The following is a 16,943-nucleotide window of genomic DNA, read 5'->3' as shown; positions in this document are numbered from 1 at the left end:
CCCGACGGTGCCGATTACGTCGTCTATCGCGCCCAGACGGCGATGGCCGACGGCGTGACGACGAGGGCGACGGCGTAGGAGTAGACGATGCTGAGCGCGGTCAACAGACCGAACTGGCCGAGGACGGGCGTGAGCGCGAACACGAGGACGCCGATGCCGGCCGCGGTGGTGAGCATACTGCCGGTGAGTGCGCCGCCGGTTCCCGCGACGGTCCGCCGGAGCGCCGGGAAGGGGTCACCGTCGTCGGTCTGTCCGTCGTACTCGTCGGCGAACCGGTGGACGACGTGGGCCGAGTAGTCGATACCGAGGCCGATAGTGATCGAGAGGATCGTCGCGGTGAAGGCGTTGAACGAGAGGCCGAGCAGGCGCATCGTGCCGGCGATCAGCGCCACCGACACCGCGATAGGGACGAGGTTGACGAGGCCGAGCGCCGGCGCGCCCTCCAGCACTGCGTAGACGGCGACCAGAAAGACGGCGACCAGCAGAAGCGCCGTGACGAGGCTCACAAGCGCCGATTCGAGGATCAGCGCGGCGATGGACTGGAAGACGACGACCTGCCCGGTCGCGGTCGCCTCGAACCGATAGCGGTCGGCCACCGCGCGGGCGTCGGCGGTGACCGCGTCCTGTGACGCCGTGGCTTCGGTCGTGTACTCGACCTTCGCCGCCCGGCGGTTCTCGGTGAGGTACTGGCGCGCCCGGTCGCGCTGTGGCGAGGCGAGCAGGGCGTCGTAGACCTGCCGGAGATTGTCGTCGGGCACACCGTCGTCGTCCACGTCGTTGCGCTCGACCAGTGCCCGGAACCGGTCGGACTCGTCGGCGTAGTCACGGATCACGGTCACGATGCTAGTGGTCTCGGCGTCCCGGCCGCGGGCGACGAACGAATCCGGTGGGTTTCGCCAGGCTTTCTGGAAGGATTCCAGCGTCGTGTCCCGCGTTAACGGCCCCTGGACGAAGATGGTCACCGACTCCCCCTGGACGGCCTCGAAGTTGTCTTCGAGGAACTGGATATCGCGAGTGACGGTATATCGACTCGGCGCGAACGGTTCGGGCAGGTCTTCGAGGTAGCCGGGCGTCTCCTCGGGCGGCAGGAAGTCCTCCTCGGAGAACGCAGTGTCGATACCGGTCGCGTAAGCGGCCGAACCGGCCGAAATCAGGAGGACGACGAACAGGAACGCGAGCGGGGCGCGCCGTGCAACCGCGACGCCGCCCGAGAGGACGCTGGCCAGTCGGGACCCCTCCCGACCGAGCGGTTGCTGGCCGAACGTCGGGAGGTCGCGGGCCGCGCGGAACCGGTCGCTGGCGACCTTCGCCGCCGGCAGAAAGAGGCCGAACACGAGGAAGGTGATGGCGATGCCGACGGCGGCGACGATTCCGAACTGTCGGATCGGCTGGAGTGCGCTGGTCAGGTTGGCGGCGAAGCCGATGACGGTCGTCCCGGTGACGATGGCGAAGGCCACGAGCAACTGGTCGAGCGCGCGCCGGATCGCCGCCGCGACGGTCGCGCCGGTGACCCGTTCCTCGCGGTAGCGGTTGATCGTGTGGATGCCGAAGTCGATGCCGACCGCCAGCAACAGCGGCGGCACCGCGATCAGGAATTGCGTGAACGGGATGCCAGCGAGGCCGAGAAACCCGACGGTCCAGACCAGCGTGAGCGCGAGCGAGAGCGTCCCCAGCACGAGATCGACGGGATCGCGGTAGGAGACGATCAGGAAGGCGAGGATCAACGCCGCGGCGGCCGGCACGACGACGAGCAGCGAGTCCGCGATCACGTTGGCGAACTCCGCAGTGACGATTCCCTGTCCGAACACCCGGATGTCGGCATCGAGCGCGCCGACGATCCCTCGCGCCCGGAGCTGGATCGGTGTGAGCGGGCCGGGCTCGCCGCCACCGCCGCCGCCCTCGTCGAGTTCCGCCGGGATGCGGTGGGTGACGACCGCGACCGTCGCGCTCGCGGTCGCGGTCGTCGGGTTGAAGTCGTCGCTCAGGAGGTCGGTGAACGACGGGCGATCCGAGAGATCGGCGACCGCGGCGTCGATCTCGGCTTCGCTGGCGCGGTCGAGCGCGCGGCGCTTCTCGGCGAGGGACTCGGCGTCCGGGTCGAGTTCCGTGGCGATCAGCCCGGCCGCACTCTGGGTCGACTCGACCCGGAGGTCGGGACGGTCGGCCAGCGCGTCGAGCGCCCGCAACGTGGCGCGCAGTTCGGCCTTCGAGAGGATGTTCCGGTCGGTCTGGATCAACTGGGTCGTCCCACTCGACGGCCCGAACGGCGTCCCGAACTCCCGTTGCACGTCCTCGAAGGCCTCCTGTGCCGGCGTGCCCTCCGTGAACTGTTCCGTCCCGGCGGTCGTGGAGACCCGGCCGAGACCGACGGCCAAGAGCGCGGTCACCAGCAGAAAGACGATAACGACCGTCTTCGGCCGCTCGACGATCCAGTCCGCGACGCTCTCGGTGGCGTTCATCACTCGGTCCGGACCTGCCGGCCGACCAGGCCACCCGTCAGGGCGAGCAGGGTGACGACGCCCAGCGGCCAGAGCCGCCCGATCAGGCCCTCCTCCTCGGGTTCGGTGACGTTCACGCCGACCTGGTAGGTCTCGGACAATTCGGTGTCGCCGTCGGGCAGTTCGTACTCGAAGTCGACGCGGAGCGGGACGGTTCTCGCACTCGCGTCACCGGCGGCGCGCAGGTCGAAGTCGAGTCGGACGGTCTCGTCGGGGTCGAGGACGGGGACGAACGCCTCGTCGTCGTCGCTCTGGAGCGGATCGTCGACGAACACCTTCGCGTTCACGTCCCGGAGCGTCTGGTTCCGCGTGTTCCGGACGACGAGTGTCACGGTGCCGGTCTCGCCGCGGGCGACCGCCGCGTCCACGCCACGGACGGCGAAGCGGTCGCGCTCGGGACGGACCCGGACGCGGGCCGTGAGTTCGCCGCTCGCCGTCCGGTCGCCGTCCCGGTCGGCGTAGGCCACGCGGAAGCTGAGTAACCGTGGCGTGGCCGCGGCGTCCTCGGTGATCTCGACCGGGACGGAGAACGGACTCGACCCACCGGCCAGGAGGTCGCCGAGGGCGAACGCGGTCTCTCGTGGGTTCGTGGTCTCGGTATCGGTGCGCAACCGCAGGACTGCGGCGGTGACGTTCCTCGGCCCCTCGTTGCGGACGCGACCTTCGACGACGCCCTCCTCGGCGACCCGGAGGGTACTCGTGACGTTCGTGATCGCGAAGGTCTGTTCGGGAAGCGGGACGACACCGAACCGGATCGGCCGGCTCTCGCGGTCGTCGCCTTCGGCGTCCCGGTAGGCCACCAGCGCCCGGACGGCGTAGGCCTGGACGGCGCTGTCGTTTGCGGCCCGCACCTCGTACTCGACGGTCCGGTTCTCACCGGGGTCCCACCCGCCGACGAACCGCGTGGAGTTGTCCGCACCGCCGACGGTGAGTTCGGCGCTGTTCGACCGGAGCGCGACCCGGGCGTCGGTCACGGACTCGTTGCGCCGGTTCGTGACGGTGAGCGCGAGCGTGCCAGTGTCCCCGACCTGTGTCTCGACGGTGGTGTCGACGACCGCGAACCCGTCGCGTTCGGCACTGACGGCCACCGTGACCGTGTCCCGGTCGCTCCGCCGGCGGTCGCCGGCGTCGGTCTCGTACTCGACGGCGACGCGGAGCTGGCGAGGCCCGGGTTCGGCGTCTTCGGCCACCTCGAACGGGTAGGTGAACGCCGCACTCTCGTCGACAGTGAGGTCGCCGAGGGGTACCGACGGCCGGTCGGCGGTGATGGCCTCGTCGCCCGTCGCCACGACCAGCGCGGCGTTGGAGACGTTCCGCGAGCCGGTGTTCTCCACGCGGCCCTGCACCGTGCCGCCCTCGCCGACGCGGAGCGTCGCGGTGACGTTCCGGACCGCGAAGGCCTGCTCGGCGTCGGGTTCGACGCTCGTCCGGATCGGGTCGGATCGCCCGTCGTCACCGTCGACCGTGTACGCGACCCGGACCGTGAGCGGGTACGCGGCGACCGCGGAATCGTTGGCCGCGGTCACGTCGACGGTGACGGACTCGTTGTCGCCGTCCGCCCACGCGCCGACGAAGCGGGAGGCGTTGGTCCCGCCGCCGACGAGGAGGGCGTCGCTCCGGGCGGTGAGCGACACCCGCGCGTCCGTGAGGTCCTCGCCGACCTCGTTCGACAGCGTCACCGTGACCGTCCCCTCCTCGCCCACCTGTACGTCGCTCTCGACGGCTTCGAGGTCGAAGTTCGGTTCTTCCTCGTCGACCTCGGCCGCACCCCGGAGGACGGGGCTCTCGCGGGGATCGCCCTCACCGTTCAGGTAGTCGACGACGAACTGAACCTGCACGTCGCCGGGTTCGGCGCCGTCGGGCACCCTGACCGGGAGTTCGAAGTCTTCGTCCTCGCCGGCGTCGAGGTCGCCCAGCACCACCGACTCGCGGCGGGCGACGACGGTCGCGTCGGTCTCGCCGATTGGATCGACGGCCACGTCGGACCCGGTGACCAGCCGGATCGCCGCGTCGGTGGCCGGGGCCGGTCCCTCGTTGGTAATCTGGCCGCTGATCGTGCCGTCGGCGTCGACTTCGAGGTCGGCGTCGAGCTCCGACAGCGTGAACTCCTGTCGTTCGTCGGGCGTGACGCCGAATGTGAGGTCGCGCGACCGCCGCCGGTCGCCGTCGGGATCGACGTAGCGGACGACGGCCTCCAGCGCGTACGCCTGGGTCGCCGAGCGATCGGTCGGCGTCGCCGAGAACGTGACCGACTCCGTGTCGCCAGCCTCCCAGTCGCCGATAAAGCGGGTCGCCCCGGCACCCGCGGCGCCACCGTTCTCGCCGGTTCCCTGACGGCCGGCGCTCCCGTCGACCAGGAGCGCACCGGTCCGTGAGCGGACCAGTACCGAGGCCTCCGTGAGGTCCGCCGATCCCGTGTTCTCCAGGTCGAGTTCGACCGTCCCCTGCTCGCCGACCTGGAGGTCGCTGTCGACGGATTCCACCTCGAAGCGGCCCTGCTCGGTGACGACGAGTTCGACCGGGACCGTGACGGTCTCGGTGTCTCGCTCGCTGTCGTTCGCGTCGATCTCCCCGGTGAACGCGTACTGGATCTCGGCGTCGAGGTCGTAGGTCCCCGGGTCGGCGTCGTCGTCGACGGCGAGTCGGAAGTCCGCGCGCGAGACCGACCCGCTCTGGAGGTCTCCCAGCGGGACCGTTCCGGACTCGACGGTCACGGGCGCGTCGCCCTCGGTGAGCGCCACTCGGACGTTTCGGGCGGTGGTGACTGCCCGCTCCGCTTCGGGGTCGGTCCCCGTGCCGCCGTCGTCGACGGTTCCCGAGTTGACGACGCTGACCGCCAGCCGTCGGTCGACGCCCGGCTGAACGGTCCGGTTCGGTGCGAACGCGTCGAGGTCGGGCTCTCCCGTGACCGGTTCGGTCTGTTCCGGTGTGGGGGCAGTTCCGCCGCCGGGGGCCGGCGTTCCGGTTCCGTCGCCAGGCGTCGGCGTCGGTCCTGACTCCGACGGGGTGGGCTCGTCGGGCTCTCCGTCGAACGGTGCCTCTCCGGCCCCACCGTCGGTCGGCGATTCTTCGGACGGTGGCGGCCCGTCCCCCGTCGTCGATTCGCCGTTATCGTCCCCGTCGGCGGGAGTCCCATCGTCGCCCGGCGTGTCTCCGTCGGGTCCATCCGACGGTGTGTCGCCGCCTCCGTCGGATTCGTCCGGGGGTCTCTCGCTACCGCCGTCCGCTCCGTCCGGCGGCGACTCTCCGCCGTCATCGTCGTCGGGGAACCCGGTCCGTTCCGGGCTACCGGTGGGAGTTCTTTCGTCGTCGTCCTCACAGTCGTCGCTCGGTGTAGTGGGGGAGGGAGTCACCGGAGGCGGAGTGGCCGTCACCGTGTCGGTCGAGTCACACTCGTCGGTGCCCGGTCCAGTGTCGCCGGTCCCGGGATCGGCCAGCGAGAGGCCCGCGCCGAGGGCGGTCACGGTGACCGCCAGCAGGATGGCGCGGCGTTTCATTGGCTGATGGCCGCGGCCCGAACCCGATCGGTCGACGGGGCGCGATCCGCACGCCGAAAGCGTCGATCCGTGGGCACCAGTCGACCGTGCCGGTACCCACTGCCGCTCGGGGCGGGGCAGGTTTCCCAGTCGTCGGTGGCCAGTCGCATCTTTCGCCGACTCTGGTGCCAGAGACCCGTTAGTACGCGGTCTGTACGCGCCGGTTAACGGGAGCGTATTCGCAAGGAACGATTTTTGAACCAGTCTACGACCCACGGCGGACCGTCACACGAGTTGTGAGAGCACGACCAGTCCGATCCCGAAGGCGTACGCGGGGATGAGATAGCCCAGCACATTGCCGGGCACGACCCTGACGAGGTACGGCGCGACGACGGCGGCGACGACCGATCCGACGAGCAGCGAGGGGAGCAACCGGTAGTCGACTGCGAATCCGGCGGCGAACAGCGTCAGGTACACGACCGTCCCGACGAGCGAGACCAGCCCCTCCGCGAGAGAGGTGATCGCCGTCGCGGTCTTCTCGTAGACGCCGGCGAAGATCTGCCCGAGGGTCACGACGGGTCCGAAGCCGGCCCCAGAGATGCCCTTGTTGACGCCCGCGAGCAGGGCGAACCCCGCCAACCGGCGTGGGCGGTAGACGGTCGAGCGGGGGAGGGACTGGCGGGCGATGCCGACGAGGCCCATGCCGATCACGAGGACGGCGACGTACCCCTCGATCAACGCCGCCGGAAGGCCAAGCGCGAGGTACGCGATCAGGACCGAGATGACCGTTCCCGTGATACCGCCAGCGGCCAGCACGATCACCGCGCGGGTCGCGTCGGTCAGGGGCGGCCGGATCGAGAACTCGGCGTTCTCGAACTCGTGATGCATCGCACCGGCGAGTAAGCCGGTCATACTCTCGGTGACGAACAGCGCGGGGACGACTTCCAGCGGGGCGTACCCCAGCGAGAACAGGAGCGGCGAGAGCGCCGTCCCGAACCCCATGCCCGAGGCCGAGTCCAGCGTCTCGAAGACGACACCGGCGACGATCACCGACGGGACGAACAGGCGGCTGACGGCGGTGGGATCGGCCGGTCGCACACCGGCGGCCCAGACGCTGGCGAGGAGTCCGACGGTGAACACGAGCGCGAGCCAGCCGAGTCGGCGTCGGGTTCGGGTACCGATCCGGGCTCGATCCGCGAGCGGTCGGTCGTCGAGCTCGCGCGCCACGGCGTCGATCTCGGGCTCCCGGTACGCCGGCTCGACGGCCTCGATGTCCGTGATCCGTCCCTCTGACATCGCTCCCGTCGGTGGAAGTCGGACACCGAGATTGTAATCTAGCGCGTACTGGCTGTCGCTGGCGGCCGTGAACTAGTGGGAAAAGAGGGTCGTGAGTCGGATCGAGGATTCAGCGGCCGGCCGGGCGGCCGGCGGGTTCGGGTTCGCGTCGCTTGACCATGCCGCCGAGGCCGCCGCCGATGGCACCGGGAATCGCGTGGAAACCGAGGAACAGCGCCCACACGAGAACGGTCGCGAGGCCGACGAGGCCGAACAGCACCGTTCCCAGAACCGCCAGAATACCGCCGACGATCAGCGCGCCGAGCGTGGTCCCGACGATGCCGTTGACTGCCCCGTTCCCGACCCCGTCGCCGGCGATGTAGCCCGCGACGAACCCACCGAGGAGGCCGGTGGCCGCCCAGCCCACGCTTGGGAGCGTGATGCCCGTCAGCGGGAGGGTCAGCCCACCGAGAATCCCGATGGCGAGGGTGACGACGAATCCGGAGAGTACTGCGCGCGTGTCGAGTGTTGCCATAACGTCTAGAACTACGACGGCTGAGACCGTAACCGTATGTGACAAGTTCGGTCTTTTCCTCCGTCTTGCGTGGCTCTGCGTGGCGCTTTCGGCCCGATAGCTCCGTGTCGGTCGGCTCGGTTCGGAGAGCGAACGTCACCTCGATCACTGACCGAGCGTTGGAGGGCGTCGTCGCGCCGGCGTAATCCGAGTCCCGACAGCCGGCGAAACGATTGGGAATCGGCTTACCCGCGCTGCAACTGGACCGACGTTTCGCTCCGGGCGACAGTCAGTCCCGACGAGTCGAGCACGAGTCCACCCCGGCGCAAATTCAGTCGGTGTGCCGATAGAAAGCCGGATAAAATCGTAACCACCCGGGAATCGAGAGCCGCCACAGTCGTGGCTACGTGGTTCGTGCGGATCGGTTCAGAACCCGCCACTGAGGGGATTCGACCGTCGTTTGGCCGGTCGAGGACGTTCAGTTCCGGGGACAGCAGACCGTCTGTTCGGGGCCGGAACGCCCGTCTCTCTCGCTCGTGACAGTTCCGGCTATCTGCACTTACGTGAGCGTGCAACAGTCGTCCCGTCTGCTACTTTCCACATAACCAAGGGTTGGCCTGTGGTGGACTGGTGGTGCATGGTTTCAGTAAGAAAGCGCAGTACGCAGGTGGTGGCGATTACGCTGCTCTTAGTCGCCGTCGGGGGGCTGGCAGTCGTCGGCCCCACGCTCGCACAGGAGGACGACGAAGACGACGAGGAGGAACCGGGCTCTCAGATCCGTCTCGTACACGGGGTAGCCGACGGTCCCGCCGTGGACGTGTACATCGACGGTGAGCGCGTCCTCCAGGAAGTCGATCCCGGCGAGGTGATCGACTATCAGGAGGTCGAGCCAGGGAACCACAGCATCGTGCTTGTTGCGGCCGAGGAACCCGGTGGCGTCGTCCTCGATACGCGGGTCGAGACCGAAGAGCGGGGCAACTACACCATCGCGGCCACCGGCCAGTTCGAGGGCGGGGACGGTGAGACCGAGCCCGTCGCCCTGCTCGACAACGCGACCGAGGTGCAAAGCGAGTTCGCGGCCGTCCGACTGGGCCACCTCGTCCGCGGTGCCCCCGACGTCACGGTGACGCTCAACGCCACCGGCGGCGTGGTGTTCGAGCAGGTCCCGTTCGGCGAATCCACGCAGTACAAGACGATCCCCGAGGGAGAGTACACCCTCGATATCCGCGCAGATGGCGCGGAGGGTGACGTCATCGCGACCGTCGATGCTGATCTCAGTGGCGGCGAGGCCACGTCCTTGCTCGCCATCGGCGCGGAAGACGAAAACGAGACCCTCCAGGTCCTCCAGCAGACCGACCCCACCGGTCCGGAAGAACTCTCGCCCGATATCGTTCCCCAGCCAAACGGTGACGAAGCGGCTGCCACCGACGAGGAAGACGCCGAGGCGGACGACACCGACGAGGAAGACGCCGAGAACGAGACCGACGGAGAACCGCTCGATATCAACGAGACCGACGTGACCGAAGCGGTCACTGACGACGAAGATACCGACGAGGAAGACGCAGCTGACGAGGACGCTGCAGACGCCACCGATGGGGAGGCCGAGGACGAAGCCGACGGGGAAGAGACCGGTGACGAGACCGACGAAAGCGACGAAGAAACCGAGACGGTCACGCCCGAGGAGTGACGAGCGCACCGGCTTGAGCGCCGACGCCGGGTCGACCTCGATCCTGTGACGGCCGACCCTCTTTTTCGGATCGATACCGAGCAGCGGCGGCTACGGGGACGATTCCGCGGGTGTCGGCCCGTCGTCGGACAGGAGCAGGAAGGCGAGCCGTGCCGCGATGTCGGGGCTCACCGACCCGGCCAGCCGCATCGCCCCAGTCTCGTGATCGTCGAGGTCGAGTACGTCCCGGAAGAACCACGAGAGCGTGACGTACCGCTCGTGCAGGTCGGCGGCCCGCGACCGGCCCTCGGCCGTGAGCGTCGCACCGTCGTACGGTTCGTAGGTGATCAGCCCCTTCGAGTCGAGCCGCTGGCACATCTCGGTCGTCGCCGCCGGTGACTTGTCGAGGCGATCCGCGAGCTGGCCCGGCGGGATCGGCGGCGAGCGGCGCTGTTGCTCGACGTACAGCGCGAGCAGGTACTGGTCGACCATGGTCGCGGTGTCGGGCACGGGTTCACACCCCGTCGACGATGTCGCGAACGCGCTGGCGGTCGAACAGCTGGTTTTCTGCGGGCACCTCGGGGAACCGCTCGGGGTCGAACTCGCCGAACTCGTCGGGATAGAGCTGCTGTGCCAGCATCTCCGTCTGGAGGAGGTTCACGATGGGCCCCTGCTCACCGTAGGGACCCGGGTAGACGTTCCGCTCCTGAACGGCGGTGAGTTCGCTGCCGACGGAATCGGTCGCCATCGGATCGACGTACTGCTCGCGGAACGCCGACGCGGAGAAACTGCTCGTGTCGCCGGTGGTCCCGATCCCCCAGTGGACGAGGATGATCTCGGGGTCCACGTCGAGCAGTCCCTCGTAGTCCGTGGTTCCCTGTTCCTCCATCTCCGCGGGGAACGCACTCGCCACGTCGAGGTCCCGATAGGGTTTCATCTCGTAGCCCTCGCCCTGGGTGTGCAGGGGGTAGAACTTTCCCTTGGCCGGTTCGGAGCCGCCGTTGACGAGTCCGACCTCGGGACGCTCGCTCTCCGGTGGCAACCGCGACTGGATCTCGGACTGGACCTCGTCGTGGAGGGTGGCGAACGCCTCGTATCGCTCCCGTTCCTGAAACAGCGTGGCCAGTTTCTCGAAGGCACCGTACAGCGAGTAGAGCTTGTAGTCGTGGAACTTGCGCCGACGGCGGCAGTTGTTCCCGAACAGGGGCGCGACGTTCTCCGCGATCTCCTCGGTGTCGTCCTCGTCCCAGTCGTCGTCCCAGCCGGTCCCGTGGAGGTAGTTCGGGTCCATCAGGATCACGTCGGGATCGAGTTCGTAGAACACCTCCTTGTCCCAGCCGCCGGCGTCCCAGTTGGCGAAGGCGGTGAGTTCGTCCTGAGGCGGCACGTCGAGGCCGAACGGCTCGAAGAAAAAGCCCGGAATCATGTTCCCCGCGGTGAGGAACCCGTCACGCTGGCCGAGCGCGAACGCCATGTCAGCCCACCCACCGTTGTACACCATCCACGTCTCCGGGACCTCCTCGAAGGAGACACACCCCGACGGGACGATACACGCCTCGTAGCTCCCCTTCGATTCCGTCGGTGTGCCGCCCCCGCCGGCCCCCATCAGATCGCTACACCCGGCGACCGCACCGCCGAGAGCGGCGCTCGCCGACGCGAGAACCCGTCTCCGATTCACCCGTTGTCGACCGTCCGTCCGTGGCATGTTTTTAGGCTCGCCTAAAACACACAAGTAGGTTTCGGATTTTAGGTCGGCCTAAAAAGTCAGCTCCGGTGGTTCGGTCCGAACTCGGTCGGCGACTCGGTTCGGGGATCGATCTCGCCGGCCTGGACGGCCCAGAGGTCGGCGTAGAGGCCGTCGCGGTCGAGCAGTTCCTCGTGGGTCCCGCGTTCGACGATCCGGCCGTCCTCGAGGACGAGGATGCGGTCGGCGTCCTTGATCGTCGAGAGCCGGTGGGCGATGGCCAGCGTGGTTCGGTCGGCCGTAATCTCCGCCAGGGAGCGCTGGATCGCCAGTTCCGTCTTCGTGTCGACGCTCGCGGTCGCCTCGTCGAGGACGATCACGTCCGGGTCCTGCAGGATCGTCCGTGCGATGGCGATGCGCTGTTTCTGGCCGCCGGAGAGTTTCACGCCGCGTTCGCCGACCTCGGTGTCGTAGCCGTTCGGGAGCGCGGCGACGAACTCGTGGGCCTCGGCGGCGCGTGCCGCGTCCCGAACCTGCTCGTCGCTGGCGTCGAACCGGCCGTACCGGACGTTCTCGGCGATGGTTCCGTCGAAGAGGTAGGTGTCCTGGCTGACGAACCCGATCGAGGCGCGGAGGCTCTCGGTCGTCACGTCCCGAACGTCGTGGCCGTCGAGGCGGATCGCCCCCTCGTCGGCGTCGTACAGGCGCGCGAGGAGTTTGGCCGTCGTCGACTTGCCCGAGCCGGTCGGGCCGACCAGGGCGACGGTCTCGCCGGGTTCGGCCACGAAGTCGATGCCGTCGAGGACGTGTTCCGCGTCGGGCTGGCGTCCCTGCCCGCCCGACCGCTCCGACGCGGGTTGCGTATCACTGCCGTACGAGAAGTGGACGCCGTCGTACTCGATCCGCCCGTCGACCGCCTCCAGCGCCACCGCGTCGGGCGTGTCGTCGATGTCGACCGGCACGTCGAGCAGGCCACAGATCCGCTTGCCGGACGCCCGGGCGTTCTCGTACCAGTCGACGATGTTCGACAGCTGGGCGAGCGGACCGGTGAGTTGCTGAGTCAGCAGCACGAACACGACGAAGTTCCCGACGGTGAGCCGTCCCGAGAACACCAGGGGCGGGCCGGAGAACACCCAGATCCCGCCGAGGACGAACGTCGCCAGCAACGCGACGCCGGTCAGAAATTTCATCCCCGGCCGGTAGAAGTAACTCAGCTTCATCGCCGCCATCTCCGCGACGAACAGGTCCCGGGACACGTCCCTGACCCGCCCGGTCTCGTAGTCCTCGGTGGTGGCGGTCTTGACGAGTTCGATCCCCCCGAGGCTGTTCTCCAGCCGCGTGTTGAGATTCCCCACTTCGGTCCGGTGGGCCGCGTACCGGGGTTCGATGGCGCGCATGAACCACCACGTGAACGCCACCAGCATCGGGACGACGCCGAGCGTGAGGAGTGCGAGTTGCCAGTTGGTGTAGGCCAGCAGCGTCGTGATACCGACGACGAGGACACCGATCCGGACGCTCTCGCTCAGGGCGTTGTCGAGGAAGATCTCGAGGTTCGAGGTGTCGTTGTTGAGGATCGACATGATCTCCCCGGTCTCCTTGTCGTCGAAGAAGGCCATCCCGAGGCGTTGCATCTTCTCGTAGGCGTCCGTCCGCACGTCGTACATGACGCCGTGAGCGAAGAAGTTCATCGCCATCCCGCGAATCCACGAGAACAGCGCGGACGCGAACAGCGCCGCCCCCACCAAGGTGGCCGAGAGCCAGAACTGTGCGGCCGGGGCCGTCGGCAACCACGACCCCGGCACCAGCGGGAGGGCGTACTCGCCCTGCCCGGTGAACACGGCGTCGATGGTCGTCCCCAGCACGACCGGCGTCACCAGCGTCGCGGCGTGCGTGACGACGCTCGCGACCAGCCCGAGCCAGAGCCACCGGGAGTGGTCGCGTCCGTACCGGCCGAACAGTCGCCGGAGGGGCTTCTCGACCCGCTCGCGGTGCGGTTCGAGGAGCGACTCGTCGGCCTCGGGACCGCTCATGGCTCGTCGAGATACGAGCGGATGGTGTCGTCGTCGAGCGAGTCGAGGACGACCGTCGGGTCGTCGAGTCCGTCGACGATGGCGTCGTCGTCGAGGGTCGCGGCCAGTCGGCGGTGGCCGCGCTCGGCGCGCCGCTCGATCTCCGCGTCGTCGATGTAGGCCGCCAGCTTCTCGTCGATGACCGCCTCCCGAACGCGGTCGACCGTCTCGGCCTCGCGACTCAGGTCGTCGAGCACCTGACCGTCGAACCACTCGCGCCAGCGCTCGCGGTCGGTCCACTCGTCGTCGAGTTCGGCCGCACGGCGCACCCAGTCGACGCGGTCGGCGACCGCGTCCCAGTAGCCGTCGTCGCGTCGCGCATCGGCGATCAGGGTGCGCGCGACCGTCGCACCGTGCCCGGCGGCGACGATGGCCTGATCGGCCACGCCGGCCAGCGGACCGGCGACGTACAGCCCTTCGATTGGTGTCCGGCCGTCGTCGTCGGGATACTCGCGGTCGAAGTACGCCTCGCTCTCGCCGTCGTGCTCGTGCGTCGTGAACATCGCGTCCTGCGTCCCCAGCGGCCGGAGGTAGTCGGCGTCGTACTTCGCCGCCGCGACGAGCCGGTCGGTCTCGACGACGCGACCCTGCTGGGTCTCGACGCGGAATCCGGTGTCGGTCCGGGTGACCGATTCGACGAGGTCCGAAACCAGCTCGGCCCCGAACTCGCGCATCTGGGCCCGGGCCAGTTCGTAGAACGTCGCCACGTCGATCCCGCCCGGGAACCCCAGGTAGTTCTCCAGGTGGGCACAGCGCTTGAGCGAGGAGCGACCGCGGTCGAACACCAGCGTGTCGAGGCCGGCCCGGGCACAGAACACGGCCGCCGACGCGCCAGCTGGCCCACCCCCGACGATCACGGTTTCCGCAGTCCGCCGGTCCGTCTCGTCGGTCACGCGTCCTCACCCAGTTTGGAGTCCAGTTGCCGCGTGACGAACTCGTCGTCGAGCAGGGAGTCCGGCCCCGTGAAGTGGACGACCGGCCCGTTCTCGACGCGCAGCCACTCGTCGTTGCCGCTGCCGGCGAGCGTCACGGTCTGTCGGGAGTGGGGCAGGCCGTTCGCCCGTCGCCGGTCGGTGGCTTCCCGGACCGCGGCGAGGTCGACCGCGCCCTCCTCGACCGTCGAGACAACGAGGTCGTGCTGGGTCAACTCGGGGTCCAGTTCCCGCATCGCGGTCCGGTACCGGCGGGCCGCCGAACACGCTCGCTCGGCGTCGGCGTACGACGCGAACCGCGCGTCGGTCACCGGTTCGGGCCGAACGCCGGAGTCGCGGCAGGCGACGACGAACTCGCCGTCCTCCGTTCGGCGGTCCTCGATCCGGGCCCGGGCCGTCCTGATCGTCTCGAGACGGGTGGTCCCGTTCCCGTCGCTCGCAGTGTGGGTGTCCGACACGGCTACACCTCGCCCCGGATCGCGGCCGCGACCCGTTCGCGGTCGAACAACTGCTCCTCGGACGGAATCTCCGGATACGGATCGCCGTCGGCGTACGCGGGCCACTCGCCGAAGCGGTCGGGGTAGAGTTGTTTTGCGGTCATCTCGGTCTGGAAGAGGTTCATGATCGGGCCCTGGTAGCGCATTCCCTGGGGATAGACTCGCCCGTTGCTGACCGCGCCGAGTTCCTGCCCGATGGAGTGTGACTGGAGTTGCGACCGGACCTCGGCCATGTCGTAGTTCGGCGTCAGGCCCCAGAGGTGGAGTATCACGTCCGGATCGGCCTCGGCCATCGCCTCCCAGCCGACCTCGCCCCAAAGCTGACCCCAGTCCCGTTCGGCGAAGGCGTCGCGAGCGCCCAGCGGGCGCGTGTCGGCCAGCCAGTAGCCCGGCTTGTTGAGATGGTACGTCCAGAAGGCGTCGCCGCTGTAGGTGACCCGGACGGCCGTGGGCCGTTCGTCCTCCGGCGGCAGGTTCGACTCGATCTCGGCGAGCATCTCCGACCGGACCGACGCGAGCGCCTCGTACCGGTCCCGTTCCCGGAACACGCTGGCGACCGTCCCGAACAGGTCCCAGAGCCCGTAGTACTCGTAGTCGCTGCCACCACTCGGCGGGTCGGCGTGGGTCCCGCTGTAGAAGTTGCCGACCCACGGCCCGACCTGCTCGCTCACCTCCTCGACGTCGTTCTCGTCCCAGCCGTCCTGGTTGGCCGCCCACACCGGATCGGCGAGGTGTACGTCGCTCCCGTGAGCGATCACCGACTCCTTCGAGAGCCCGTCGCGCAGCGGGTCGGCCAGCCGCGACCAGTCCAGCGAGACGCCGTCGAGGTGGTGATAGTAGTGGTTCATCGTCGTCCCGGACATCTCCGGGACGTACACCGAGTCGAGCGCGTCCCCGTGTCCGAGTGCGACGGCCATGTCCGCGTACTGCGGGAAGACGGTGAACACCGAGTCGGGCACCGCGTCGAACTCGACGGTCCCCGTCGGCGACATCGTCACCGAGTAGGTCCCGTCAGTCCGGGTCGATCCCGCGCTGTCGCTGCCGACGAGGTCCGAACAGCCCGCGAGCGCACCGCCGGCCGCGAGCGCCGCCCCGGATTCGAGTGCGGTCCGGCGCGTCACTGCCGGAGTCGGCTCCGTATCGTCCCCGGCCATCAGACATCGCCCCGGATCGCGGCCGCGACCTGTTCGCGGTCGAACAACCGTTCCTCGGCCGGAATCTCCGGATACGGCCCCTCCTCGTAGGTGGGCCACTCGCCGAAGGTGTCCGGATAGAGTTGCTTGGCAGTCATCTCCAGCTGGAACAGGTGCATGATCGGCCCCTGGTAGCGAGCGCCCTGGGGATACATCCGACCGTTCTGGACCGCGGTGATTTCCGAGGCGACGGGGTCCGAACGGAACGCTTCCTTCCGTTTGGGCAGACTCGTCCCCGGCTCGAAGCCGCCGAGGAAGAAGATCACGTCGGGGTCGGCCGAAAGCAGCGTCTCGAAGTCGACGACGGTGTTCGTCTCGATCTCGCCGTCGAAGGCGTCCGAAACCCCGAACGGCCGCGTGTGGGCAGTCAGGAATCCCGGGTTGTTCACCGTGTACGCGTAAATCTCGTCCAGATCGGCCGAGGCGAGCATCACCGCAGAGGGCCGCTCGGACTCCGGCGGGAGGTCCGACTCGATGGTCGACACGAGGTCGTCGTGGACCGCGGCCAGTTTCTCGTACCGCTTCCGTTCTCTGAACGCGTCGGCGACGATCTCGAACTGCTCCCAGAGGGTGTAGTACTCGTAGCCCTCCTGCCAGCCGGGAGCCGGTTCGGTGTGGCGGTCACTCAGGGAGTTGCCGAACCACGGGGAGATGTTGGTGGCGACCTCCTCGAAGTCCTCGCGGCTCCAGGCGTCCTGTTCGGCGATCCAGGCCGGATCGGCGAGATGCACGTCGCTGTCCAGTTCGTAGAGTTTCTCCTTGCTCGGTTTCCACGAGGAGTACAACCCGGTCCAGTCCAGCGTGACGCCGGGCAACCGCTCGACGAACTGGTTCCAGAGGCCGTCGTAGTAGTCCGGCGCGTGCATCGCGGTGATCGAGTCACCGCGACCGAGCGCGAACGCCATGTCGGCGTGGTGGGTCAGGCGCGTGAAGACCGTCTCCGGCGGCTCCTCGAAGGTGACCTCGCCCATCGGCGACATCGACACCGTGTACGATCCCGACCCGGATTCCGTATCGTCGCTTCCCCCGCCGAGGATACTCGAACAGCCCGCGAGCCCACCGCTGGCGGCGAGTGCAGTGCCGTATCTCAGTGCGTCCCTGCGTGTCGGCGTCGTCCATCGAATCGTGTCGTCGGTCAT

The 16,943-nt window shown here is 68.5% G+C and carries 12 protein-coding genes; 1 reads left to right on the top strand and 11 read right to left on the bottom strand.

What is annotated here, in order from left to right; all coding sequences use genetic code 11:
- Positions 1–23 precede the first annotated feature (23 nt).
- The 4 genes from ACOZ4N_RS02545 to ACOZ4N_RS02530 form a co-directional block, all read right to left on the bottom strand.
- The gene (locus tag ACOZ4N_RS02545; RefSeq protein ID WP_424018356.1) at positions 24–2,459 is read right to left on the bottom strand and encodes an efflux RND transporter permease subunit; all 2,436 of its coding nucleotides are present in this window, start codon (positions 2,457–2,459) and stop codon (positions 24–26) included.
- The gene (locus ACOZ4N_RS02540; RefSeq protein ID WP_424018355.1) at positions 2,459–5,995 is read right to left on the bottom strand and encodes a hypothetical protein; all 3,537 of its coding nucleotides are present in this window, start codon (positions 5,993–5,995) and stop codon (positions 2,459–2,461) included. The genes ACOZ4N_RS02545 and ACOZ4N_RS02540 overlap by 1 nt, the downstream gene beginning before the upstream one ends.
- A gap of 264 nt (positions 5,996–6,259) precedes the next feature.
- Positions 6,260–7,270 (bottom strand): sulfite exporter TauE/SafE family protein, encoded by a 1,011-nt coding sequence (locus ACOZ4N_RS02535; RefSeq protein ID WP_424018354.1) that lies wholly within the window; start codon positions 7,268–7,270, stop codon positions 6,260–6,262.
- 109 nt (positions 7,271–7,379) lie between these two features.
- Entirely contained in the window at positions 7,380–7,784 is a 405-nt protein-coding gene (locus ACOZ4N_RS02530) for a DUF5518 domain-containing protein (protein WP_424018353.1), read from the bottom strand.
- A gap of 616 nt (positions 7,785–8,400) precedes the next feature.
- Here ACOZ4N_RS02530 and ACOZ4N_RS02525 point away from each other — a divergent pair.
- Positions 8,401–9,450, top strand: coding sequence for a DUF4397 domain-containing protein (locus tag ACOZ4N_RS02525; RefSeq protein ID WP_424018352.1), 1,050 nt, complete (start codon positions 8,401–8,403; stop codon positions 9,448–9,450).
- A 90-nt stretch (positions 9,451–9,540) separates the two neighbouring features.
- Here ACOZ4N_RS02525 and ACOZ4N_RS02520 read toward each other — a convergent pair whose 3' ends face one another.
- From ACOZ4N_RS02520 to ACOZ4N_RS02490, 7 genes are read right to left on the bottom strand one after another with little or no spacing between them, the layout of a single operon-like run.
- Entirely contained in the window at positions 9,541–9,921 is a 381-nt protein-coding gene (locus tag ACOZ4N_RS02520; RefSeq protein ID WP_424019928.1) for a metal-dependent transcriptional regulator, read from the bottom strand.
- Positions 9,922–9,943: 22 nt separating this feature from the next.
- Positions 9,944–11,134 (bottom strand): ABC transporter substrate-binding protein, encoded by a 1,191-nt coding sequence (locus ACOZ4N_RS02515; protein WP_424018351.1) that lies wholly within the window; start codon positions 11,132–11,134, stop codon positions 9,944–9,946.
- A gap of 59 nt (positions 11,135–11,193) precedes the next feature.
- The gene (locus ACOZ4N_RS02510) at positions 11,194–13,143 is read right to left on the bottom strand and encodes an ABC transporter ATP-binding protein (RefSeq protein ID WP_424018350.1); all 1,950 of its coding nucleotides are present in this window, start codon (positions 13,141–13,143) and stop codon (positions 11,194–11,196) included.
- Positions 13,140–14,075, bottom strand: coding sequence for an FAD-dependent oxidoreductase (locus ACOZ4N_RS02505; RefSeq protein ID WP_424018349.1), 936 nt, complete (start codon positions 14,073–14,075; stop codon positions 13,140–13,142). Before ACOZ4N_RS02505 ends, ACOZ4N_RS02510 begins: the two co-directional genes overlap by 4 nt.
- A complete protein-coding gene (locus tag ACOZ4N_RS02500) occupies positions 14,072–14,572 on the bottom strand; it encodes a DUF7552 domain-containing protein (protein WP_424018347.1) in 501 nt (166 codons plus the stop codon). The genes ACOZ4N_RS02505 and ACOZ4N_RS02500 overlap by 4 nt, the downstream gene beginning before the upstream one ends.
- Positions 14,573–14,574: 2 nt before the next feature.
- Positions 14,575–15,765, bottom strand: a complete 1,191-nt coding sequence (locus tag ACOZ4N_RS02495) for an ABC transporter substrate-binding protein (protein ID WP_424018346.1) — start codon at positions 15,763–15,765, stop codon at positions 14,575–14,577.
- Positions 15,765–16,943: an ABC transporter substrate-binding protein gene (locus tag ACOZ4N_RS02490; RefSeq protein ID WP_424018345.1), complete on the bottom strand. Its 1,179-nt coding sequence runs from the start codon at positions 16,941–16,943 to the stop codon at positions 15,765–15,767. The genes ACOZ4N_RS02495 and ACOZ4N_RS02490 overlap by 1 nt, the downstream gene beginning before the upstream one ends.

It is taken from the genome of Halorientalis pallida (genome assembly GCF_049605515.1).
Taxonomy (GTDB): Archaea; Halobacteriota; Halobacteria; order Halobacteriales; family Haloarculaceae; genus Halorientalis; species Halorientalis pallida_A.
This window is presented reverse-complemented; position numbering and strand designations above follow the sequence as displayed.